The 20,201-nt window shown below is 70.5% G+C and carries 18 protein-coding genes; 14 read left to right on the top strand and 4 right to left on the bottom strand.

From position 1 onward, the window contains the following. Positions 1-1,623 carry a flagellar hook-length control protein FliK gene (locus V6S85_RS14760; RefSeq protein ID WP_334349374.1) on the bottom strand — a complete coding sequence of 541 codons (1,623 nt, stop codon included), beginning with the start codon at positions 1,621-1,623 and terminating at the stop codon, positions 1-3. A 427-nt stretch (positions 1,624-2,050) separates the two neighbouring features. On the opposite strand from V6S85_RS14760, the gene flgK reads away from it, so the two are divergent. From flgK to mnmA, 3 genes are all read left to right on the top strand, one after another. After that, the gene (gene flgK, locus V6S85_RS14755) at positions 2,051-4,159 is read left to right on the top strand and encodes a flagellar hook-associated protein FlgK (RefSeq protein WP_334349373.1); all 2,109 of its coding nucleotides are present in this window, start codon (positions 2,051-2,053) and stop codon (positions 4,157-4,159) included. Between the two features lie 8 nt (positions 4,160-4,167). Next, a complete protein-coding gene (locus tag V6S85_RS14750) occupies positions 4,168-5,091 on the top strand; it encodes a flagellin (RefSeq protein WP_116565093.1) in 924 nt (307 codons plus the stop codon). A gap of 65 nt (positions 5,092-5,156) precedes the next feature. Beyond that, entirely contained in the window at positions 5,157-6,386 is a 1,230-nt protein-coding gene (gene mnmA / locus V6S85_RS14745; RefSeq protein WP_334349372.1) for a tRNA 2-thiouridine(34) synthase MnmA, read from the top strand. Positions 6,387-6,566: 180 nt separating this feature from the next. Here mnmA and V6S85_RS14740 read toward each other — a convergent pair whose 3' ends face one another. Beyond that, on the bottom strand, positions 6,567-7,097 hold the full coding sequence (locus tag V6S85_RS14740) for a phosphoribosyltransferase (RefSeq protein WP_116565089.1): 531 nt from the start codon (positions 7,095-7,097) through the stop codon (positions 6,567-6,569). A gap of 15 nt (positions 7,098-7,112) precedes the next feature. Next, positions 7,113-8,084, bottom strand: coding sequence for an MJ0042-type zinc finger domain-containing protein (locus V6S85_RS14735; protein ID WP_334349371.1), 972 nt, complete (start codon positions 8,082-8,084; stop codon positions 7,113-7,115). A 57-nt stretch (positions 8,085-8,141) separates the two neighbouring features. Here V6S85_RS14735 and ftsE point away from each other — a divergent pair, with 57 nt between their 5' ends. Genes ftsE through V6S85_RS14715 form a run of 4 tightly spaced genes read left to right on the top strand, consistent with a single transcriptional unit; the run spans position 8,142 to position 11,117 of the window. Further along, positions 8,142-8,876 carry a cell division ATP-binding protein FtsE gene (gene ftsE, locus V6S85_RS14730; RefSeq protein ID WP_165828722.1) on the top strand — a complete coding sequence of 245 codons (735 nt, stop codon included), beginning with the start codon at positions 8,142-8,144 and terminating at the stop codon, positions 8,874-8,876. Then, positions 8,873-9,766, top strand: coding sequence for a cell division protein FtsX (locus V6S85_RS14725; protein ID WP_334349370.1), 894 nt, complete (start codon positions 8,873-8,875; stop codon positions 9,764-9,766). Before ftsE ends, V6S85_RS14725 begins: the two co-directional genes overlap by 4 nt. Beyond that, positions 9,763-10,413, top strand: coding sequence for a YdcF family protein (locus V6S85_RS14720; protein WP_116488107.1), 651 nt, complete (start codon positions 9,763-9,765; stop codon positions 10,411-10,413). The genes V6S85_RS14725 and V6S85_RS14720 overlap by 4 nt, the downstream gene beginning before the upstream one ends. Next, positions 10,410-11,117 carry a lysophospholipid acyltransferase family protein gene (locus V6S85_RS14715; protein ID WP_116565081.1) on the top strand — a complete coding sequence of 236 codons (708 nt, stop codon included), beginning with the start codon at positions 10,410-10,412 and terminating at the stop codon, positions 11,115-11,117. The genes V6S85_RS14720 and V6S85_RS14715 overlap by 4 nt, the downstream gene beginning before the upstream one ends. Positions 11,118-11,241: 124 nt before the next feature. Here V6S85_RS14715 and V6S85_RS14710 read toward each other — a convergent pair whose 3' ends face one another. Further along, on the bottom strand, positions 11,242-11,802 hold the full coding sequence (locus V6S85_RS14710) for a gamma-glutamylcyclotransferase (protein WP_116565386.1): 561 nt from the start codon (positions 11,800-11,802) through the stop codon (positions 11,242-11,244). A gap of 38 nt (positions 11,803-11,840) precedes the next feature. Here V6S85_RS14710 and V6S85_RS14705 point away from each other — a divergent pair, with 38 nt between their 5' ends. The 7 genes from V6S85_RS14705 (at position 11,841) to V6S85_RS14675 (ending at position 20,026) form a co-directional block, all read left to right on the top strand. After that, positions 11,841-12,860: a DUF2125 domain-containing protein gene (locus V6S85_RS14705; RefSeq protein ID WP_116565079.1), complete on the top strand. Its 1,020-nt coding sequence runs from the start codon at positions 11,841-11,843 to the stop codon at positions 12,858-12,860. A 288-nt stretch (positions 12,861-13,148) separates the two neighbouring features. Then, on the top strand, positions 13,149-13,940 hold the full coding sequence (locus V6S85_RS14700; RefSeq protein WP_116565077.1) for a chorismate mutase: 792 nt from the start codon (positions 13,149-13,151) through the stop codon (positions 13,938-13,940). Between the two features lie 50 nt (positions 13,941-13,990). Continuing rightward, complete coding sequence (gene hisC / locus V6S85_RS14695; RefSeq protein WP_334349369.1) at positions 13,991-15,106, top strand: histidinol-phosphate transaminase; 1,116 nt, start codon at positions 13,991-13,993, stop codon at positions 15,104-15,106. A 141-nt stretch (positions 15,107-15,247) separates the two neighbouring features. Further along, entirely contained in the window at positions 15,248-16,189 is a 942-nt protein-coding gene (locus V6S85_RS14690) for a prephenate/arogenate dehydrogenase family protein (RefSeq protein WP_334349368.1), read from the top strand. Positions 16,190-16,437: 248 nt separating this feature from the next. Continuing rightward, complete coding sequence (locus tag V6S85_RS14685) at positions 16,438-18,063, top strand: phytoene desaturase family protein (protein ID WP_334349367.1); 1,626 nt, start codon at positions 16,438-16,440, stop codon at positions 18,061-18,063. A 181-nt stretch (positions 18,064-18,244) separates the two neighbouring features. Continuing rightward, positions 18,245-19,384 carry an aromatic ring-hydroxylating oxygenase subunit alpha gene (locus tag V6S85_RS14680; protein ID WP_334349366.1) on the top strand — a complete coding sequence of 380 codons (1,140 nt, stop codon included), beginning with the start codon at positions 18,245-18,247 and terminating at the stop codon, positions 19,382-19,384. Between the two features lie 54 nt (positions 19,385-19,438). Further along, positions 19,439-20,026 carry a TetR/AcrR family transcriptional regulator gene (locus V6S85_RS14675; RefSeq protein WP_334349365.1) on the top strand — a complete coding sequence of 196 codons (588 nt, stop codon included), beginning with the start codon at positions 19,439-19,441 and terminating at the stop codon, positions 20,024-20,026. Positions 20,027-20,201: the final 175 nt, after the last annotated feature.

Raw genomic sequence — 20,201 nt, 5'->3', positions numbered from 1 at the left:
CTAGATCTTGACGTCGACGCCGTCGGAATCCGCGAGGCGATAGCCCGGGATCAGCGACGCGGCCGAAAGGGTGGGAATGTCTTCGGCCATGGCGCCCGCGAAGGCGCGGCCGGCGAAGGCGCGGCGACCATGGTCGCCGCCCTGGAAGTCGAAGAAGGCGTTCTGCTGCTGGCCCTGGCCGCCGTTGCCGCCCTGGCTCGACACGTCGAACTTCAGGGCGTTGTCGGCGACGTCGAAGCCGGCCTGGCTCAGCGCCTGGCGCAGCTCGCCGGCGCGGTGGCGCAGATCGGCGGCGGCCTGCGGGTTCTCGAAGGCCATGACGGCCGTCAGCTTGCCCTCGGCCCCGATGCGCACCTGCACGTCGACCTTGCCCAGGCCTTCCGGCGTCAGGACGATGTCGAAGCGGGTGGTCTTGGCCTCGAGCTTCTTGGCGATCTCGGCCGACATGGCCGCGACGGTCTCGGGCGAGCCGCGCACGATGGTCTCGGCCGGCGCCTGGGCGGTCGTGGCGGCCTGGGCCTGGACGGTCGGGGCGAAGGTCGCTTCGGCCTTGGGCGCGGCGGCGTCGACCGGCGCGGCGTCGGTCGCCATCTGGGCGAAGGCGTCGGCGCCGCCGCCTTGCGATCCGCTATCGCTGTTGGTCGCCGCGTCGTGGGCGGCCTGCTCGGCGGCGACGGCGTTGGCGGTGACCACGGCCTCGCCCTTGGCGGCGACCTCGATCTTGCCGGTCTTGGGCGCGAGCACCTGGGTCTCGGCGGGCTTGGCCGTTTCGACGGCCGCGGCCTGGGCCTCGACCGGCGCGGCGACCTCGGCGGTGTCGACCGGCGTCGCGGCGACCGTGGTCGCGGCGTCGTCGGCCGGAACCTGCACGGCCTTCAGGCTGACGATCTCATCGCCCAGCGAGGCGGCGGCCGGCTGGGCGGCGTCGGCGGCGGCCTGCGCCTGGGCTTGAACCTGGGGCTCGGCCTTCGGCGCGGCGGGCGTTTGGGCGGGCGCGGCGGCCTGCGGCTGGGCGGCCAGCTTGCTCAGGTCGATGGCGGGAACGTCGGTGGTCGCGGCGGCCGCGTCAGCGGCGACCGGCAGGACGGCCTCGGCGTCGACCTGCGGCGCGGCCGCGTCGGCCACCAGATCGGCGGCGGCCTGCACGGTCTCGGCGGCGGCCGCGACCGGAGCGGCGCCGGCCAGCTTGGCGACGTCGGAAACGGTGTCGGCCACGTCGCCGACCAGGTCGGCGGCCTTGGCCAGAAGATCGGTGGAGCCCGCGGCCGCGGCTTCGACGCCGTCGACGGCCTCGGCGGCTTGGCCGACAGCGGCGGGCGGCTGCTGTTGTTGTTGCGTGCTCATGGCGGCGACGACGGCCGCGCCGGCCTGGGCGGCGGCGGCGTCCTGGCCGGCGGTCTCGTCGCTGGCCTTGCCGTCGTCGGCCTTGCGGTCGGCGGCGGGCTTGGCCTGCGCCTTGTTTCCACTCGCGGGACGGGCGGCCGGCTGGTCCTGCTTCTCTTCGCTCGCGCCCTTGGCGGCCAGCAGCGCGCCAAAGACGTCGCCGGCGCTCGAAGCGTCGGACGCGCTGGCGGCGCCCTGGGCGGGCGTCGGGAGCGGAAGAGAGGCGGCGATCGCGGTCATGCGGGTCGGTACGCTCTGGCTGGACGGCGGCTCGGATGGAGCACGCCTTGATCCGCCGTCCCCTGAGCAATCGCCGGGCCAACCCGGAAATTTCCATCAAGTCATTGATCTAAAAGACTTTAACCTTCGATTTACCCTTTGATTTCGGCAGGTTGCGGAGGTTTTTGCCGAGCGGAAACGGAAAGAATGACCCGTCCCTTGCCGCGCCCTTTGCCGCGTCGGCGCGTCGCAGCCGGGCTGTTGGCCGGGTTGGCGCCATCCTTGCGCTCCCCTCCTCGTCGTCCGCACGGCGCATGGAACCCAACGCCTTGTATTTCAACGGTTTGCACAACGGAAACGAGACGCTCTCGACGCCGACCCGGCAAGTTTCGCCGGGCAAGGTCGCGTCGCGTGGTCCGTGCTTTGCCGAGCGGACAGGAGATCGCTGATGTCGCTGAACACCATCCTGAACACCGCGACGTCGGGGATGATGGCCGCCCAGACGGGCATGCGCGTCGTTTCCGACAACATCGCCAACGTCAACACGGCAGGCTACGTCCGCAAGACGATCAGCCAGTCCAACCTCGTGTCGAACGGCATGGGCGTGGGCGTCAACATCGACGCCATCAAGCGCGCCACCGACCGCTTCCTGCAGTCGGCCAGCCTGAACGCCGCCTCGGACGCCGGCCGCGCCTCGGCCCTGTCGAGCGCGCTGGACAACGCCCAGGAGCTGTTCGGCGACCCCAGCGCCAAGACCAACTTCTTCTCGATGCTCGACGACGTGTTCAGCGCCTTCTCGCAGGCCGCTGACGAGCCGTCCTCGTCGCTGCTGCGCGCGCAGGCCCTGACCAAGGTCGAGGACTTCCTGGGTGAAAGCAGCCGCATCACCGCCGGCCTGTCCAGCCTGGGCAAGGACGCCGACACCAAGATCTCGGCCGACGTCGACCGCGTGAACGTGCTGCTCAAGCAGATCGACGAGCTGAACGCCGACATCACCCGCGCCAAGACCACCGGCGTCGACGCCACCGGCTCGGAGAACATCCAGAGCGGCCTGATCGACGAGCTGTCGTCGCTGATGAACGTGCAGGTCAGCCAGCGCGCCAACGGCGGCGTGCTGATCCGCTCGACCGAGGGCATGAGCCTGGCCGGCGAAGGCGCGGCCGTGATCAAGTACGAACAGTCGCCCACCGCCAACGGCTTCCTGACGGTCACCTCGGCCAACAGCGGCGGTCAGGCCAGCCCGCTCTATATCAGCAGCGGCGAGATCAAGGGCCTGCTGGAGCTGCGCAACACCGAGCTGCCGGCCCTGTCCGACCAGCTGGGCGAGTTCGTCACCCGCGCCACCGAGGAGCTGAACCGCGCCTCGAACGCCAACTCCTCGGTCCCCGCCCCGGCCACCATGACCGGCCGCGACACCGGCCTGGACGCCACCACCGCCCTCACCGGCTTCACCGGCAAGACCACCATCGCCCTGACCAACTCGGCCGGCGTCATCCAGCGCCGCATCGAGGTGGACTTCACCGCCGGCTCGATGACGGTCGACGGCGTCGCCGGCCCGGCCTTCACCCCGGCCAACTTCCTGACCCAGCTGAACAGCGCCCTGGGCGCCGACGGCCAGGCCAACTTCTCGAACGGCGCGCTCAGCCTGTCGGCCAACGGCGGCCTGGGCGTGGCCATCGCCGACGATCCGACCAATCCCTCGACCAAGGCCGGCAAGGGCTTCAGCCACTTCTTCGGCATGAACGACATCATCCGCCAGAACGGCTACTCGCCGTACGAGACGGGCATGACCACGGCCTCGCCGCACGGCTTCACGCCGGGCGAGGAAATCACCCTGCGCCTGACCGACATCGAGGGCGGCCGCATCCGCGACGTGAAGGTCACCGTCCCGGCGGGCGGCACCATGCAGGACATGCTCAACGCCCTGAACTCGCGCAGCGACGGCGCGGGCCAGTATGGAACCTTCGCGCTCGACTCCAAGGGCGCGCTGAGCTTCGGCTCCAACAGCGCCTCGCCGGTGACCCTGTCGGTGGTCGAGGACGGCACCCAGCGCGGCGCCGGCGGCCCGTCGCTGAGCCAACTGTTCGGCCTGGGTCCGTCCGAGCGCAGCACCCGGGCTTCGGGCTACACCGTCGACGCGGCGATGAACAGCAACCCGGCCCGCCTGCCCTTCGCCAAGCTCGACCTGACGGCCGCCGCGGGGACCTCGTCCCTGGCCGTCGGCGACGCCCGCGGCGCCCTGGCCCTGGCCAAGGCCGGCGACAGCGCGGTGAACTTCTCTTCGGCCGGCGGGGTCGGCGCGGCCACCAGCAGCGTCCTGCGCTACGGCGCCGACTTCGCCGGCTCGATCGCCCGCAAGGCGGCCGCCGCCGAATCCAAGAAGGACGCCACGGCCTCCGTGAAGGTCGAGGTCGACACCCAGCGCCAGTCGCACGAGGGGGTCAATCTCGACGAAGAGCTCATCAATCTGACGACGTACCAGCAGGCGTTCAACGCCTCGGCTCGCCTGATCCAGGCGACCAAGGACATGTACGACGTCCTCGTGAACATCATCTGAGGTCCGCCATGACCCGTGTCTCCACCTCCGGCAACTACGGCGTGATGACGTCGAACCTGATGCTGGCGCAGGTGCGCCAGAACCAGATCGGCGAGCAGGTCTCCAGCCAGAAGGTCGCCAGCGACCTGAAGGGCTATTCCAAGAACGCCGAGATGCTGACGGCGATGAAGAGCGCCCAGGCCAAGATCGACGGCTTCCTCGACCAGACCAAGCTCGTCTCCAACCGCCTGGAGATGCAGGACATGGGCATCGAGCGCCTGGCCAACTCGGCCACCAGCGCCCGCGAGGCGATCGCCAACGCCCTGGCCGCCGGCAACGCCACCACCCTGATGCAGCAGCTGCAGAACGCCTTCGGCGACGCCGTGCAGGGCCTCAACACCAAGGCCAATGGCTACTACGTGTTCTCGGGCGCCAAGAACGACACGGCGACGACCACGGCGACCAGCATGGCCGACCTGACGGCCGCGCCCAGCACCGCCTCGCTGTTCCAGAACGACCAGTACGTCACGACCAACCGCATCGACGAGTCGACCACGGTGTCGACCGGCGTGCTGGGCGACGCCCTGGGGACCGACCTGTTCGACGCCTTCAAGCAGGTGCAGGCCTATGTCGACGCCAACGGCCCGTTCACCGGCAACCTGACCGACGCCCAGTCGACCTTCCTCAAGGGCCTGCTGCCGTCCTTCGACGCCGCCCACAAGGACCTGGTGACGGCCCAGGGCAAGAACGGCCTGAACCAGAAGCGCTTCGAGGACGCCCAGGTCTCGCTGCAGGACCAGTCCGACAGCCTGACGGTGATGATCGGCGGCGTGGTCGACGTCGACATGGCCGAGGCCGTCACCCGCCTGCAGGCCGCCCAGTTGGCCGTCCAGGCCTCGGCCCAGGTGTTCGCCTCGCTGCAGAACTCGTCGCTGCTGAACGTGCTGAAGTAGGGCCTTTAGAACCTGCGGCGCTGCTCCACCTCGCAAAATCGGGGTCGAGGCTCTAAATAGCGCCGATGGACGCCGACCTCGCCCGTTTCGACCCCGCCCACGCCCCCCTTCCGGAGGGCGACGCCCTGATCGCGCGCGCCGCCGAGGCCGCCAGGCGGGCCGTCGGCCTGCCCGAAGGCGCGCGGATCGTCGCGGCCATGTCCGGGGGCGTCGATTCCACCGTCACCGCCGCCCTGCTGGCCCGCGCCGGCTACGACGTGGTGGGCGTCACCCTTCAGCTCTACGACCACGGCGCGGCGATCTCCAAGAAGGGCGCCTGCTGCGCCGGCCAGGACATCATGGACGCCCGCATGGCGGCCGAGCGCATCGGCATCCCGCACTACGTCCTCGACTACGAAAGCCGCTTCAAGGAGCAGGTCATCGAGGAGTTTGCCGACGCCTACCTGCGCGGCGAGACCCCGATCCCGTGCGTGCGCTGCAACCAGACCGTCAAGTTCCGCGACCTGCTGGACGTGGCCCGCGACCTGGGCTCCGAGGCCATGGCCACCGGCCACTACGTGCAGCGCGGCTTCACCTCGGCCAGCAACCGCCCGCAGCTGCGCCGCGCCGCCGACCCGGCCAAGGACCAGTCCTACTTCCTGTTCGCCACCACGCGCGACCAGCTGGACTTCCTGCGCTTCCCGCTGGGCGGGTTCTCCAAGCCCGAGGTCCGCGCCGTCGCGACCGCGCTGGGCCTGTCGGTGGCCGACAAGCCCGACAGCCAGGACATCTGCTTCGTGCCCGAGGGCAAGTACACCACGGTCATCGACCGCATCCGCCCACAAGGCGCGGAAGCGGGCGACATCGTGCACCTGGACGGCAAGGTGCTGGGCCGCCACGAGGGCGTCACGCGCTACACCATCGGCCAGCGCCGCGGCCTCAACGTGGGCGGCGGCACGGGCGAGCCGCTGTTCGTGGTCCGCATCGACGCCGACAAGCGCCACGTCGTGGTCGGCCCGCGCGAGGCGCTGCTGACCAAGGCGCTGACCCTGAAGGAAGACAACTGGCTTGGCGGCGAGGACGACCTGATCGCGGCCGCCAAGGCCAACGCGCCGGTCCTGGCCCGCGTCCGCTCGACCCGCGAGCCGGTGCCCGGCCGCCTGATGCTGGAAGACGGCGGCGTGCGCCTGGTGTTCGACGTCCTGGAAGAAGGCGTCGCCCCCGGCCAGGCCTGCGTGCTCTACGACCCCGCCGATCCCGAACGCGTGCTCGGCGGCGGGTTCATCGCCACGACGCAAAGGGCGATGGACCAATAGCGTCCCTCTCCCCCTGCGGGAGAGGGTGGCCTCCCGCAGGGAGGTCGGGTGAGGGGTCGCACAAGCAGAAACGCCGCGACAGCTGATCAGCTGTCGCGGCGTTTTGCGTCTGAGAAACCCCTCATCCGTCGGCTTTCGCCGACACCTTCTCCCGCAAGGGGAAGGGTCAGGTCTAAAAACTCAGTCCAGCGCGCCGATGTACGGCAGGCCGCGGCTCTTGCCTTCGTCGTCGAGGCCGTAGCCGACGAGGTAGCGGGCCGGGGCTTCCCAGGCCACGAAGTCGGGCTCCATGCCGCGCGAGGTCGGCCAGGGCTTGCGGGCGAAGACGGCGGTCAGCACTTCGCTGGCGCCGGCGTCCTTGACCAGGCGCGCGGCTTCCGACAGCGACAGTCCGGTGTCGAACACGTCGTCGAGCACCAGGGCGCGGCGGCCCACCAGCGGGCGCTGCAGGTCGGCGCGCACTTCGCAGCGGCCGGTGCTCTTGCGCTCGTCATGGTACGAGGCCAGCCACAGGGCGTCGAAGCGGACGTTGCGGCCGGCCTTCCACAGGGCGCGGGTCAGGTCGGCGGCGAACCACAGGCCGCCCGTCAGCAGGCAGACGGCGACGGTGTCGTCGTCGATGCGCGGGGCGATCTGGCGGGCCAGGGCTTCCACCCGCTCGGCGATTTCTTGCTCGGAAATGAGCACTTCGGGGCGGTGGAGCTCGGTCATGTCAGGGGATCTTGGTCAATGATGGTCGGCGGCGGCCGGTTCGGCCGCTCCGGTCTCATGACCAGGGGCGCCGTGTCCAGCCCCTTCCGCCGCGGAATCGGCCCCATGGGCGTCCTCGGCGGCATGATCCGTGGTCGGCGTGTCCTGGGCGCCGCGCAGTTCGGGCTCGCCGTGGCCGGCCTTGGCGGGCCCCAGGCCCGTCTTGACGGCGTGGGCCGCGCCCTTCTCGACCGCGAAGCCGACTTCCAGGATCTGGGCGCTGGACGGCGGGTTCAGCAGGGTGACCGAGAAATGGCGGGTCTGGCCGGGCGGGATGACCGGGTCGGCCGCGGCGGCCAGTTGGCCGGCCACGCGCTTCTGGCCCTTGTTCAGCAGGGCGATGCGCAGCGGCGGCGCCGAGACCGGCTTTTCGGTGATGTTGCGGATCACGCCGGTGACGATCAGGGCGGCGCGGCCGTCCTGCATCGAGGGCTGGGCGCGGATGCTGCTTTCCTCGACGATCAGGCCCACGGTGTTGATCGGCTTGCCGACCATGGCGTAGGCGCCCGCGGTGCTGGGCATCAGCTTGCCGATATCGAGGCGGAAGACGGCCACGCAGCCTAGCACCAGCACCACGAAGGCGGCCATCGAGGCCCAGACGATGCCGGTGGTCTTGGCTTCCTTCAGGCGGCGCTCGGCGTCGGCGCGGGCCCGGAACACCTTGGGCAGTTCCTCGCCCGGCAGGGCGCTGACCGGCGGTTCCGGCTCGGGCTCGTCATCGAGGGCGTGTAGCGGGTCGAGCGGGGCCGACACGGCCGCGTCGTTGGCCGGCCCGGGGTTCGCCCCCGCGGCGGGCGGGGCGTCGAACAGGTCGTCGTCGGCGGCGGATTCGTTACGCGCGGTCCACCGGGCGCCGCACGAGGCGCAGCGCACGACGCGCCCGGTCGAACCGACCTTGGCGTCGTCGACGAAATAGCGGCTGGCGCACTCGGGACAGGTCAGTATCATGGCCGCGAATCGGTCATCCCCGCTTTACAGCATTGGAGGTCGCCGATTTTAACCCTGATGTCCAGAAACCCCATCGACACACCCTTGCGGACCGGCGCAGATCAAGACCCCGACGCCGTCCCCGTGGTCCGTTTCGAAGGCGTCTCCATGCGCTACGGGCGGGGTCCCGAAACCCTGCGCGACATCGGGTTTTCCCTTGCCCCGGGCTCGTTTCACTTCCTGACCGGCGCCTCGGGCGCGGGCAAGAGCTCGCTGCTCAAGCTGATCTACCTGGCCCATCGTGCGTCACGGGGTCGCGTCGAGCTGTTCGGGCGCGACGTGAACCTGGTTCCGGGCGCCGACCTGCCGTTCCTGCGCCGCCGCATCGGCGTGGTGTTCCAGGAATTCCGCCTGCTCGAGCACCTGTCGGTGTTCGACAACGCCGGCCTGCCGCTGCGCATCGCGGGCCGCAAGCCCAACACCTATCGCGACGACGTCGCCGAGCTTCTGCACTGGGTGGGCCTGGGCGAGCGCATGCACGCCCTGCCCGCCACCCTGTCGGGCGGCGAAAAGCAGCGCCTGGCCATCGCCCGCGCCGTCGTCGACCGCCCCGACATCCTGCTGGCCGACGAGCCGACCGGCAATGTCGACCCGACCATGTCGCTGCGCCTGCTGCGCCTGTTCGTCGAGCTCAACCGCCTGGGCACCACGGTGCTGATCGCCACCCACGACGAGGAGCTGGTGGCCCGCGCCGGCCGCCCCGTCCTGCACCTCGAGCACGGCCGCCTGGTCGACACCGGCGAGGCGCGATGAGCGGCCCGTTCGACATCAACCGCTGGAAGCCCGGCCCGCTGCTGCCGCCGCGCGACGCCCGCGACGGAGCGCTGGTGTTCGTGGTCGCCGTGCTGTGCTTCCTGGCCTGCCTCACCGCCCTGGCCGCCCTGGCGGCCAACCGCGCCGCCGAGGGCTGGACCTCGCAGCTGACCGGCTCGGCCACCGTCGTGGTCCGCGCCAAGTCCGGCGAGACGCCCGACAGCGCCGCCGCCCGCGCCGCCGAGACCCTGGCCGGGGTCAAGGGCGTGGTCCAGGCGCAAGCGCTCACCAAGGACAAGGCCGAGGCCCTGCTGGAGCCGTGGATCGGCCGCGACGCCCTGGTCGCCGACCTGCCGACCCCGCGCCTGGTCACCCTCGACCTGGATCCCAAGGCCCCGGCCACCGCCGAAGCCCTGACCAAGGCCCTGCACGAGGCCGCCGTCGACGCCGTGGTCGACGACCACAGCCGCTGGATCGCCGACATCGAGCGCGGCGCGGGCCTGGCCCGCTGGGCGGCGCTGGGGGTCTTCGGCCTGATCGCCGCGGCGACGGCCGCCGTCATCACCTTCGCGACGCGCGCGGGCCTGGCCGCCCGCCACGAGGTGATCGAGGTGCTGCACCATTCCGGCGCCGAAGCCGGCTTCATCGCCAGGCTGTTCCAGAACCGCTTCGCGGCCATGGCCGCCAGCGCGGGCTTGCTCGGCGGCGCGGCGGCGGTCATCGTCGGCGTCGCGGCGCGGCTGGCGGGGGGCGGCACGGGTCTGACGCCGGTTCTGCCCCTGGCGTGGATGGACCTTCTGGCTCCCTTGCCCTGTCCGCTGATCGCCGCCCTGGTCGCGGGGCTGGCCGCGCGCGCCGCGGCCCTCCGCCTTCTGAAGGACATGCCGTGAAGAGCATCGCCGCCTTCCTGATCGTGGTGATGATCTGGGTGCTGGGCCTCCTGGCCTTCACCTCGCGGGTGGAACGCTCCACCCCGGCCGCCGACCCGCCCGTCGCCGACGGCGTCGTGGTGCTGACCGGCGCCTCGAACCTGCGGCTGGAGGCGGCTACAAAGCTGCTCGAGGCCGGCAAGGGCAAGCGCCTGCTGATCTCCGGCGTCAACCGCGAGGCCACCCGCGCCGACGTGCTGGACGTCACCAAGGCGGTCAAGCCGATCTACGACTGCTGCGTCGACCTGGGCTTCGCCGCCGCCGACACCGTCGGCAACGCCCGCGAGACCGCCGAATGGGCCAAGGCCCGCGGCTACAAGAGCCTGATCGTCGTCACCGCCGACTACCACATGCCGCGCTCGATGCTGGAGCTGCGCGCCACCATGCCGGACGTCGAGCTCTCCGCCTATCCGGTGGCCACCGAGAGCCTGAACGCCCGTCGCTGGTGGAAGCGCTCGCACACCGCCCGGCGGATGATCGTGGAATACTGCAAGTACCTGGCGATCCTGGGGCGCGAAGCGTTCCTGAACCTGGGTCCGAAAGACAAGCCCGCCGAGACGTCGGAGACCGGGCCCGCCGAGACGTCGGCAACGGGGAAAGACTCTTGATCTATCTGCGCTCGTTCCTGTTCCAGCTGTTCTTCTGGCTGTGGTCGGCGACCATGGCCATCCTGATGCTGGTGACCCTGGTCCTGCCGCGTCCGGTCAACCGCGCCGCCATGCGCATCTGGTCGCGGGGCGTGATCCTGGGCCTGCGCATCCTGGCGGGCGTGCGGGTCGAGGTGCGGGGCCAGGTCCCCACCGGCCCGGCCCTGGTGGCCGCCAAGCACCAGTCGATGTTCGACGTCTTCAGCCAGTTCGCCATCCTGCCCGACGCCTGCTTCGTGATGAAGAAGGAGCTCTTGATGGTGCCGCTCTTCGGGTGGCACGGCCTGAAGGCCCGGATGATCGTCGTCGACCGCGACGGCCATTCGGCGGCCCTGAAGAAGCTGGTGCGCGATAGCGTCGACCGCATGAAGGAGACCCGCCAGGTGGTGATCTTCCCCGAAGGCACCCGCGGCAAGGTCGGCGAGCCCGGCGACTACAAGCCCGGCATCGCCGCGCTCTATCGCGAGCTGGAGCTGCCGGTCACGCCGCTGGCCCTGAACTGCGGCCAGCACTGGCTGCACAAGAGCCTGCTCGTGCAACCCGGCGTCATCGTCTTCGAATACCTGCCGCCCATCCCCGCCGGCCTCAAGCGCGGCGAGTTCATGCGCGAGCTGCAGACGCGGATCGACGGCGCGACGAAGGCGCTGGAGGACGAGGGGATTTAAGATCCTCCCCCTGAAGGGGGAGGTGTCGGCGAAGCCGACGGAGGGGGACGTGACTTCCGAGTCAGCGACCTCCTAGAGATCAGCAGGGGGCTCCCCCCTCTGGCCCTTCGGGCCACCTCCCCCTTCAGGGGGAGGATTTCAGCTCCCTCGCCTCCACCATCTTCAGCAGCGCCTCCATGGCGTGATCGCGCACCCCGTCCTCGCGCAGGTGCCCCACCAGGTCGCGCAGGTAGTCGATGTTCGGCCCCGACAGGCCCCTGGCCCCGGCGATCAATTCGGCCTGCTGCTCGAGGGTCAGCGCCCCGGCCCACTGGCCGTGCGCGCGGTCCGACAGGAACACCAGCGCCGGGACCTCGCCGTCGCCGTCGATGCGCAGCTTCGACCAGGCTTCGAAATAGGTCTCGGTCGGCTGCTCGCGTTCGCGCAGGTAGGCGTAGACCTCCGGCCAGGCGGCCTCGGCGATCCGGTAGGCCACGCCGCGCACCGAACCGCCCGGCGCCAGGCCCAGCACCAGGCCCGGCCGCTCGTAGGTGCCCCGGTGATGCACCGAATAGATGCAGAAGGCGCGCCTGCGCCCATGGAGAACCGCGGTTCTTCGGTCTATGAACGGGAACCCGGGCCGCCACATCAGCGATCCGTAACCGAACACCCAACGATCGCCGCCCTGCGGCTGCTCGCTCGCCACGCCTAAAACCCTCACCGACCGGAACAGCCCCTTCGCCCATGACCCATAGCGACCCGACGCCGTCCCGCAAGCCCCGCCGTCGCGGCCTCGTCTTGCCTTTCGTGCTCGCGGCCCTGGTCTGCATCGTCTGGAGCGTCGGCTGGTTCTACCTGCGCAACGAGATGATCAAGCGCATGGACGCGACCTCGGTCCAGCTGAAGGCCGAGGGCTACGACCTGTCGTGGACCAGGCGCGAGGTCACCGGCTTCCCGTTCCGTCTGGACGTGCGGCTGGAGAACGCCCGAGTCGCCGAGCCCACTGGCTGGGCCGTACGCGCGCCGCAGCTGAAGGGCGAGGCGATGATCTACGGCATCGGCCACTGGATCATCGTCGCCCCGGCCGGCGTCGTGCTGACCCGCCCGGAGAAGGGCGACGTGACGATCACGGGCGAGGCGCTGCGCGCCAGCCTGGCCGGCTTCGACCAGTATCCGCCGCGCATCTCGGTCGAGGGCGCCAGGCTCCTGTTCACCACCGCCGCCGACGTCGAGCCGTTCCCGATCAGCTCCACCGAGGCCCTGCAGCTCCACCTGCGCCCGGGCCCCGACCAGCAGGGCGCCATCCTGTTCAAGGCCGACGGCGCCAAGGTGGCCTTCACCGGCCTGCTCGGCCGCATCGCCCAGGACCGCACCGCCTCGCTCTACTGGGACTCGCGCCTGTCGAAGGCCCCGGCCCTGCGCGGCGACAACTGGACCGACGCGGTGCGTGACTGGACCGCCGCCGGCGGCGCCATCACCGTCGAGAGCGGCAAGCTGACCGCCGGCGACGCCCTGATCGAGGCCAGGTCCGGCGCCCTGACCGTCGACCAGAACGGCCGCCTGCAAGGCGCGCTCGACGTCACCGTGCGCGAGAAGCCGACCACGGCCGAGGCCATCACCGACGCCCGCTCGGCCGTGGCGGCGGTCGCCGCGGCGGCCGGCAAGGACCCGACGCTCAGCGCCACCCTGGAATTCCAGAACGGCCGCACGCGCCTTGGACCGTTCGATACGGGTCCTTCGCCGCAGGTGTATGTGCCGCGCTAACAACCCTTCTCCCGTCATTCCCGCCCTTGTGGCGGGAAACCCTGGTTCCGTACGCACGTGAGGAGCAAGCGACGTGCTCAGCACGTCGCCCCTATTGCCCTTGCGGCTGACAGAGGGGTTCCCGCCACAAGGGCGGGAATGACGGGAGTTCGGGACGGCGCCTATCCGGCCGCCTCCTCAGCGACCATCTCGCCTCCACCAAACCACGCAATTTCCTTCCCCGGCGACGCGGCTATTGCACCCTTCGCGGCAAGGACTATGTTCCGCCCCTCATTTTCGGGGATAGACATGGGTCGCGACGCGGACGAGACGCCGCCCTCGCTGGACGAGGTCCGATGGCGCATCGACGCCATCGATAGCCAACTGCTCGCGCTGATCGACGAGCGGGCCGGATTGTCGCGCGCCGTCGCCGCGGCCAAGCAGGCCGCCGGCGACACCGGCTTTGGCCTGCGCCCCGGTCGCGAGGCCCTGATCGTCCGCAAGCTGCTGTCGGCGCAGCGCAACCACGCTCCCGACGGTCTCGTGATCCGCATCTGGCGCGAGCTGATGGCCGACAGCCTGTCGCGCCAGGGCCCGTTCCACCTGACGGTCTGGGGCGACGGCCGCACCGTCGAGCTGGCCCGCCTGCGCTTCGGCGCCGCGCCGCCGATGGCCGTGGTCGCCGCCGACAAGGACGCCCTGGCCGCCGCCAAGACGCCGTGGGCCGTCTCGGTGCTGGGCCTGCAGCCGGGCAGCGCCTGGTGGGGCCGCCTGCTGGCCGAACCGACGCTGAACATCTTCGCCGCCCTGCCCTGCCTGACCCGCTGGGGCCCGCAGGCCGCCTTCGCCGTGGCCCAGGTCGAGGTCGAACCCACCGGCGGCGACCAGACCTTCTGGGTGACCGACAGCGCCAAGAGCGCCGGCGCCATCGTCGAGGCCCTGGGCGCCGACGGCGTGGCGGCCGAACCGCTGGCCGAGGCCGGCGGCCTGAAGCTCTTTTCGCTGTCGGGCTTCTACCAGCGCAACGACGAGCGCCTGGCCCGCGCGCCTGGCCAGCTGACCGGCGTCATCGGGGCTGCGCCGGTTCCCTTCGACGTGTAAGAAGGCCCCGTTTTTTCCGAAGGGCGCAAAGCCGCCCGCCGAGACCCGTGATGACCGCTTCCGACCGTTCCGCCTCGCCTCGTCCGCTGCCCAAGCCGGGCATCCTCGACATCGCCGCCTATGTGGGCGGCAAGTCGAAGATCGAGGGGATCGCCCATCCGGTGAAGCTGTCGAGCAACGAGAACGTCCTGGGCTGCAGCGAGCAGGCCAAGACCGCCTATCGCGACGCCGTCGACCGCCTGCACGTCTATCCGGACGGCAAGTCGAACGCCCTGCGCGCCGCCGTGGCTCAGCGTTACGACCTGGAGCCCGAGCGCCTGACCTTCGGCGACGGCAGCGACGAGATCTTCGCCCTGCTGTGCCAGGTCTATCTCGAGCCGGGCGACAACATCGTCCAGGGCGAGCACGGCTTCGCCGCCTATGCGATCGGCGCCCGCGCCTGCCAGGCCGAAGTCCGCTTCGCCAGGGAACCCAAGCGCCGCATCGATCTGGAAGAGACGATCAAGTGCGTGGACGAACGCACCCGCCTCGTCTTCATCGCCAACCCTGCAAACCCGACCGGCACCTGGCTGACCGGCGAGGAGATCCGCAGCCTCCACGCGGCCCTGCCTCCGTCGGTGATCCTGGTTCTGGACGGCGCCTATGCCGAGTTCTGCACCGATCCGCGCTTCGAGGACGGCCTGGCCCTGGCCCGCGAAACGCAGAACGTCATCGTCACCCGCACCTTCTCGAAGATCCACGGCCTGGCCGCGCTGCGCGTGGGCTGGGGCTATGCCGACGCCGGCATCATCGATCCGATCGAGCGCATCCGCCCGCCGTTCAACACCTCGATCCCTGGCCAGGACGCCGCCATCGCCGCCCTCGCCGACCGCGAGTTCGAGGCCGCCTCGGTGGCCCTGGTCGAGCAGTGGCGCCCCTGGCTGGCCCAGCAGCTGGGCGGCCTTGGCCTGACCGTCACCCCGTCGGCGGCCAATTTCGTGCTGGTCGACTTCCCCACGACGCCGGGCAGGACCGCGCTCGACGCCGAGGCCTTCCTGGCCAGCAAGGGCTACCTCGTGCGCGCCGTGGCCAACTACGGCCTGCCGGAATCGATCCGCATCACCATCGGCCGCGAGGAGCACAACCGCGCCGTCGTGGATCTGCTGGCGCAGTTCGTGGGGCAGTGATGGAATCCCCCTTTCCCCTCGATGGGGGAAGGGTCGGGGATGGGGGTGACCACCCACCGTTCCGCCGCAACCAGACCGACCGCCGCGTCACCCCCACCCAACCCTCCCCCATCGAGGGGGAGGGGGTATAAGACAAGAACCATGTCCCCCACCGGCCTGCTCTATCCCAAGATGACCGTCGTCGGCGCCGGCCTGATCGGCGGCTCGGTGATCCTGGCCGCCCGCGCCCACGGCGTGGTCGGCGAGATCACCATCGCCGACGCCAGCGAGGCCCACCGCGCCCGCGCGCTGGAGATCGGCCTGGCCGACCACGTCACCGGAGACCTGGCCGAGGCCGTCAGGGACGCCGACCTCGTCGTCATCGCCACGCCGGTGTTGTCGATCGGCGAGGTGGCCGCCGCCGTCGCCCCGCACCTCAAGGCCGGCGCCACCCTGACCGACGTCGGCTCGACCAAGGCCACCATCGCCGAGGCCTTCCGCGCGCCGGCGCTCTCCAAGGTGTTCCCAATCCCCGGCCACCCGATCGCCGGCACCGAGCAATCGGGTCCCGACGCCGGCTTCGCCGAGCTGTTCGAAGGCCGCTGGACCATCCTGACCCCGCTGGCCGACCGCGAGGACGAAGCCTACGCCGCCGCCGTCGCCAAGCTGTCGGCCTTCTGGCGCTCGTTCGGCGCCCAGGTCGAGCTGATGGAGGAGAAGCACCACGACCTGGTGCTGGCCGTCGTCAGCCACCTGCCCCACCTGATCGCCTACACCATCGTCGGCAGCGCGGCCGACCTCGAGAACGTCACCGAGAACGAGGTCATCAAGTATTCGGCCTCGGGCTTCCGCGACTTCACCCGCATCGCCGCCAGCGACCCGACCATGTGGCGCGACATCTTCGTGGCCAACAAGGACGCGGTGCTGGAGATGCTGGGCCGCTTCACCGAGGACCTGCAGGCCATGAGCCGCGCCATCCGCTGGGGCGACGCCGACACCCTGCACGCCCACTTCACCCGCACCCGCGCGATCCGGAGAGGCATCGTTGCGGCGGGCCAGGAAAGCGCCGAGCCGAATTTCGGGCGGGACCGGGGCAAGCACTAGTTCTTGATCCCTCTCTCTTTGAGAGAGGGAGGGGCCCGCGCCGCAAGGCGTGGGAGGGTGAGAGGTTTCACTGCTGGCCGGTGATCGTCGCCCGAGCCCCGCCCCGAAAGTCTGTAACCCCTCACCCTCCCACTGCTTCGCAGCGGGCCCCTCCCTCTCCCCATGGGAGAGGTTTGGTTTGCGCCCGCTGGACTATTTTACACCCGTATAGCAACCTCTCCCCCAACCGCCTCCTGGGGAGAGAGACGATGACCGACACCCGTGACGCCGTGATCATCGGCGGAGGCCACAACGGCCTCGTCTGCGCCTTCTACCTGGCCAGGGCCGGGATGAAGGTCACCGTCTGCGAGGCCCGCGGCGTGGTCGGCGGGGCCGCCGTGACCGAGGAGTTCCATCCCGGCTTCCGCAACTCGGTGGCCAGCTACACGGTCAGCCTGCTCAATCCGCGCGTCATCGCCGACATGGACCTGCACGGTTTCGGCCTGACGTTCCTGGAGCGGCCGATCTCCAACTTCCTGCCGATCAGCGACGACAAGTATCTGAAGCTCGGCGGCGGCCTCGAACGCACCCAGGAACAGTTCCGCAAGTTCAGCCGCCGTGACGCCGAGATCCTGCCGGCCTACTACGCCATGCTCGACGAGATCGGCGACGTGCTGCGCGATCTCGCCCAGGAGACCCCGCCCAACCTGGGCGACGGCCTGCCGGGGATCCTGCGGGCCCTTCGCCAGGGCGGACGGCTGGCCATGCTGTCGCGCGAACGCAAGCGCGACCTGCTCGACCTGTTCACCAAGAGCGCGCGGGATTTCCTGGGCGGCTGGTTCGAGAGCGAGCCGGTCAAGGCCGCCTTCGGCTTCGACGCCGTGGTCGGCAACTATGCCAGCCCCGACACGCCCGGCTCGGCCTATGTCCTGCTGCACCACACCTTCGGCGAGGTGAACGGCAAGAAGGGCGCCTGGGGCCACGCCGTCGGCGGCATGGGGGCGATCACCCAGGCCATGGCGAAGGCCTGCGAAAAGGCCGGGGTCGAGATCCTGCTCAACGCCCCTGTCGAGGGCGTCCACGTGGACGGAGGCAAAGCCGTGGGCGTGCAGCTGGTCGACGGCCGCCAGATCATGGCCCCGATCGTCAGCGCCAACGTCAACCCGGCCCTGCTCTACAAGAAGCTGGTGCCGCCCTCGGCCCTGCCGGCCGATTTCAGGAAGGCGATCGACGGCTACAAGAACGGCTCGGGCACCTTCCGCATGAACGTCGCCCTGTCGGAGCTGCCGGACTTCACGTCCCTGCCCGGCAAGGCGGTGGCCGAGCATCACCAGAGCGGGATCGTCATCGCCCCCAGCCTCGACTACATGGACGCGGCCTATCGCGACGCCAAGGCCGGCGGCATGAGCCGCGCGCCGATCGTCGAGATGCTGATCCCCTCGACGCTGGACACCAGCCTGGCCCCGCCAGGCCAGCACGTGGCCAGCCTGTTCTGCCAGCAGTTCGCGCCCACCCTGCCCGACGGCCGTTCCTGGGACGACGAGCGAGAGGCCGCTGCCGACCTGATCATCGACACGGTCGACCGCTGGGCCCCCAACTTCAAGGCCTCGGTGCTGGGCCGCACGGTCCTGTCGCCGCTGGATCTCGAACGAAAGTTCGGCCTGATCGGCGGCGACATCATGCACGGCCACATGAGCCTGGATCAGCTGTGGGCCACGCGGCCCCTGCTGGGCCACGCCAGCCACCGGGCGCCGATCAAGGGCCTCTACATGTGCGGCGCGGGCACGCATCCCGGCGGCGGGGTGTCGGGCAATCCCGGCCGCAACGCCGCCCGCGAGATCCTGCGCGACAAGGACTTCGCCACGGCGGTGAAGCTGAGCGTGGCGGGGCGGTGATGGGCGCGCGCCTTCTCCCTTCCCCCGCCTCCACAAACTCGCCTTCCTCGCCCTTGTGGCGAGGACCCATCGTTCAGCCGCTCAGGCTGCGCGATCCAGAGCAAGGCATAGGCGGCGGCGCCATGGATCCTCGCCACAAGGGCGAAGAAGACGATCTGGTTTGCGAAGGGGGAGTCCAGGCATGACCGCCCTCCCCAACCACGACCCCCTCTCCGACTGGGGCTTGCCCGGCTGGATCTACGGCTCCGAGCGCTTCTTCCGCGAGGAGCAGGACAAGGTCTTCCGGCCGTCGTGGCAGATCGTCTGCCACCTCAACGACATTCCCAGGGCCGGCGACTTCCACACCTTCGACTTCGTGGGCGAAAGCCTGATCGTCGTGCGCGGCAAGGACGGCGGGGCGCGGGCCTTCGCCAATGTCTGCCGCCACCGGGGCGCGCGGCTGCTGGACGGCCCCACCGGCCGCTGCGGCCGCATCGTCTGCCCCTACCACGCCTGGACCTACGACCTGGAAGGCCGGCTGATCGGCGTGCCGATGCAGGGCGACTATCCGGCGCTCGACATGGCCAAGGAGGGCCTGGCCAGGCTCGACACCGAGATCTGGCGCGGCTTCGTCTTCGTGCGCCTGGAGGGTGACGGCCCCAGCGTCGCCGACATGATGGCGCCCTACGAGCACGAGGTCGCCCACTACCGGTTCGAGGACCTGCAACCTTTCGGCCGCGTCACCCTGCGGCCGCGCGACGTCAACTGGAAGAACATCAGCGACAACTATTCCGACGGCCTGCACATCCCCGTCGCCCACCCGGGCCTGACCCGCCTGTTCGGCAAGGGCTATGGCGTCGAAGCGCAGACCTACGTCGACAAGATGTGGGGCCAACTGATCGACGAGCCGTCGAACAACCCGTCCGAGCGCCTGTATCAGCACATCCTGCCCGACGTTCCGCACCTGCCAGGCGATCGCAAGCGGCTGTGGACCTACTTCAAGCTCTGGCCGAACTTCGCCTTCGACATCTATCCCGACCAGGTGGACTTCATGCAGTTCATCCCGGTCTCGGCCACCCGCACCATGATCCGCGAGATCGCCTACGCCCTGCCCGACGACCGGCGCGAGATGAAGGCCGCGCGTTACCTGAACTGGCGCATCAACCGCCAGGTCAACGCCGAGGACACCGAACTCGTCGCCCGCGTCCAGCAGGGCATGACCTCGCGGACGTTCACGGCCGGGCCGCTGGCGACCAGCGAGGTGTCGTTGAGAAGCTTCGGCCGCAAGCTGCGGGCGCTGATCCCGGAGAGCCGCCTGCCGCGGCCGCCGGAGGGGTGGTGATGGGAAACGCTCTTCTCCCTTCCCCCTTGATGGGGGAGGGCTAGCGGAAGCATCATGACCCGCGCCCCCTTCACCCGCGAAGCCGCCGACGTCCGCCGCCAGGCCCTGGTCGCGGCGGCCGAGGCCGTGCTGGCCCGCCAGGGCGTGGCCGCGGCCTCGGTGCGGACGATCTGCGCGCAGGCCGGCGTCTCGGCCGGACTGCTGCGGCACTATTTCGAAGGCGTGGACGACCTGATCGCCGCCGCCTACGAGGCGGTGGACCTGCGGATCGACGCGGCGCTGGAGGCGGCCGTGGCCAGCGCCGGAAACGACCCTCGCGCGCGACTGTCGGCCTATCTCGCCGCCAGCTTCGCCCCGCCGGTGCTGGATCCGGACCTGCTGGCCGCCTGGATCGGCTTCTGGAGCCTGGTGAAGACCAAGCCCCGCATCGCCGCCATCCACGCCCAGTCCTACGCCGCCTATCGCGCGCGGCTGGAGACCCTGCTGGCCGACTGCGGCGCGCGCGATCGGCGGCTGGCGGCGATCGCCCTGACGGCCATGGTCGACGGGCTGTGGCTGGAGCTGTGCCTGGATCCCAGCACGTTCGGCGCGGCCGAAGCGGTGCGGGCGCTGGAGACGGCGGCCGGCGCGTGGCTGGGCTGAAACCCAGCTCCTCCCCCGTAGCGCAGCGTGCGGGGGAGGTGGCGCGGCGCCATCGGCGACGTGACGGAGGGGGCGACGGCCGGCACAGCGTCCAGTCTCGGGGGGGGGGGGGGGGGGGGGGGGGGGGGGGGGGGGGGGGGGGGGGGGGGGGGGGGGGGGGGGGGGGGGGGGGGGG

The organism is Caulobacter sp. CCNWLW153, assembly GCF_036889365.1.
In the GTDB taxonomy this organism is placed as follows: Bacteria; Pseudomonadota; Alphaproteobacteria; order Caulobacterales; family Caulobacteraceae; genus Caulobacter; species Caulobacter radicis.
Note: the sequence above shows the minus strand (reverse complement) of the source record. Positions and strands in the feature narration are given on the sequence as shown.

Excerpts from the sequence above, each read along its gene's own strand:
- V6S85_RS14760 (WP_334349374.1), bottom strand. The coding sequence starts at position 1,623 with ATGACCGCGATCGCCGCCTCTCTTCCGCTCCCGACGCCCGCCCAGGGC.
- flgK (WP_334349373.1), top strand. The coding sequence starts at position 2,051 with ATGTCGCTGAACACCATCCTGAACACCGCGACGTCGGGGATGATGGCC.
- V6S85_RS14750 (WP_116565093.1), top strand. The coding sequence starts at position 4,168 with ATGACCCGTGTCTCCACCTCCGGCAACTACGGCGTGATGACGTCGAAC.
- mnmA (WP_334349372.1), top strand. The coding sequence starts at position 5,157 with ATGGACGCCGACCTCGCCCGTTTCGACCCCGCCCACGCCCCCCTTCCG.
- V6S85_RS14740 (WP_116565089.1), bottom strand. The coding sequence starts at position 7,097 with ATGACCGAGCTCCACCGCCCCGAAGTGCTCATTTCCGAGCAAGAAATC.
- V6S85_RS14735 (WP_334349371.1), bottom strand. The coding sequence starts at position 8,084 with ATGATACTGACCTGTCCCGAGTGCGCCAGCCGCTATTTCGTCGACGAC.
- ftsE (WP_165828722.1), top strand. The coding sequence starts at position 8,142 with ATGTCCAGAAACCCCATCGACACACCCTTGCGGACCGGCGCAGATCAA.
- V6S85_RS14725 (WP_334349370.1), top strand. The coding sequence starts at position 8,873 with ATGAGCGGCCCGTTCGACATCAACCGCTGGAAGCCCGGCCCGCTGCTG.
- V6S85_RS14705 (WP_116565079.1), top strand. The coding sequence starts at position 11,841 with ATGACCCATAGCGACCCGACGCCGTCCCGCAAGCCCCGCCGTCGCGGC.
- V6S85_RS14700 (WP_116565077.1), top strand. The coding sequence starts at position 13,149 with ATGGGTCGCGACGCGGACGAGACGCCGCCCTCGCTGGACGAGGTCCGA.
- hisC (WP_334349369.1), top strand. The coding sequence starts at position 13,991 with ATGACCGCTTCCGACCGTTCCGCCTCGCCTCGTCCGCTGCCCAAGCCG.
- V6S85_RS14690 (WP_334349368.1), top strand. The coding sequence starts at position 15,248 with ATGTCCCCCACCGGCCTGCTCTATCCCAAGATGACCGTCGTCGGCGCC.
- V6S85_RS14685 (WP_334349367.1), top strand. The coding sequence starts at position 16,438 with ATGACCGACACCCGTGACGCCGTGATCATCGGCGGAGGCCACAACGGC.
- V6S85_RS14680 (WP_334349366.1), top strand. The coding sequence starts at position 18,245 with ATGACCGCCCTCCCCAACCACGACCCCCTCTCCGACTGGGGCTTGCCC.
- V6S85_RS14675 (WP_334349365.1), top strand. The coding sequence starts at position 19,439 with ATGACCCGCGCCCCCTTCACCCGCGAAGCCGCCGACGTCCGCCGCCAG.